Here is a 1512-nt window from a genome sequence, read left to right on the forward strand (position 1 = left end):
TGTCTCGTCCTGAAATAGGTTTACTAAATTAGTAAATCATTAAATCATGGTAAGGAAAGAAAAAGTGCATAAAAAGCACGAGATCATATCAGAATATTTAACAGGGACAGAGACATTTGTTGCGCTGTCGTCGAAATACGGAGTTAATGCGAGAACGATTCAGACGTGGGTGCGCAAGTTCAGAGAACAGGAGCCGACGGTAGATAATTTGTCTGTTGAAGAACGGGAAACGGACATTAGGGTATTGCAAAAGCAACTGGAAGAAGCCAAGTTAAAGAGCGAATTATTAGAGGAGATGTTACGGCTATCGGAGGAGCATACGGGTATTAACCTGCGAAAAAAGTTTGGCTTGAAGCAGTGACAAATGTTGGCCATCGAAAAGGCCGTCACATTACTGCCCTATGCAGACTGCTTCATTATAGCCGCCAGGCTTTTTATCAGCAAAGAACAGTTATAGAACGGGAAGCCTTACAAGATGAACTGATCATCCAGGAAGTGTTGCGTATCCGTGAGCGTCAGAAAAGAGTTGGTACTAGGAAGTTGTTTGAGATGCTGCGCCTGTTCCTGTCGCATCACAAGATGCAAATAGGACGGGATAAACTATTTGACTTGCTCTCGGCATATGGGTTATTGATCCGCAGGCACAGTCGGCGCGCACCAAGGACGACGTTTTCGGGCCACTGGATGCGAAAATACCCTAACCTGATCGTCGGGGTGCCAATTCTGCACCCTAATAAACTGTGGGTGAGCGATATCACTTATATAACATTGCAGAACGACTTTGCTTATCTAAGCCTCGTTACGGATGCTTATTCGAGGATGATAACAGGTTATTATTTAAGCAAAGACCTACGTGCAGAAGGATGCGTGGAAGCTTTGAAAATGGCATTGAAGCAATTGCCTAAAGAACATAACCTTATTCATCATTCTGACAGAGGTAGCCAGTATTGTAGTGTTGATTATGTGGAAAAACTGCAGAGCAATAACATCGCCATCAGTATGACACAAAATTCTGACCCAAGGGAGAATGCAATTGCTGAACGGGTAAATGGTATCATCAAGCAGGAGTTTCTGGAAGAGTGTTATGCTGATCTTAGCAAAGCAAGAGCGGGCGTAAAAAATGCGATCTATATTTATAATCATGAGCGCTTGCACAGCAGTATAGATATGCTTACGCCAAGCCAAGCCCACACAATGAGTGGGAAGCTTAAACAACACTGGAAAAACTATTTCCAAAGCAACAGGGAAACGGAGGTAGCCATGACGTAGATGAGTTTTTTTAAGGCATCAGGGACTCAAAAGTAAATAAGGCCATTAGCTTAGCTAACAACCTTATTCGAACTTACTTTCGTCGTCCACGGGATATATTCCTGGCAGGTTGCTCTCCAGCAGCGCCTGCTTCCGCTTCATCCCGCAAGGCAAATGTAAAGCGTATTCAGGATTAATCTATATTTGTAAATAACCGTTAGGACTAAAGTAAAAAAGTGTAAACTTTTTTCAGGACGAGACAGA

Annotated in this window: 2 protein-coding genes; both read left to right on the top strand. The window is 43.1% G+C overall.

Annotated features, from left to right (window positions below; genetic code table 11):
• Window positions 1–46 precede the first annotated feature (46 nt).
• On the top strand, window positions 47–361 hold the full coding sequence (locus E2R66_RS28070; protein WP_134738014.1) for a helix-turn-helix domain-containing protein: 315 nt from the start codon (window positions 47–49) through the stop codon (window positions 359–361).
• Window positions 358–1269 (top strand): IS3 family transposase, encoded by a 912-nt coding sequence (locus E2R66_RS28075; protein ID WP_134738015.1) that lies wholly within the window; start codon window positions 358–360, stop codon window positions 1267–1269. Before E2R66_RS28070 ends, E2R66_RS28075 begins: the two co-directional genes overlap by 4 nt.
• Window positions 1270–1512 lie beyond the last annotated feature (243 nt).

The organism is Mucilaginibacter psychrotolerans (assembly GCF_004519315.1).
GTDB classification, from domain to species: Bacteria; Bacteroidota; Bacteroidia; order Sphingobacteriales; family Sphingobacteriaceae; genus Mucilaginibacter; species Mucilaginibacter psychrotolerans.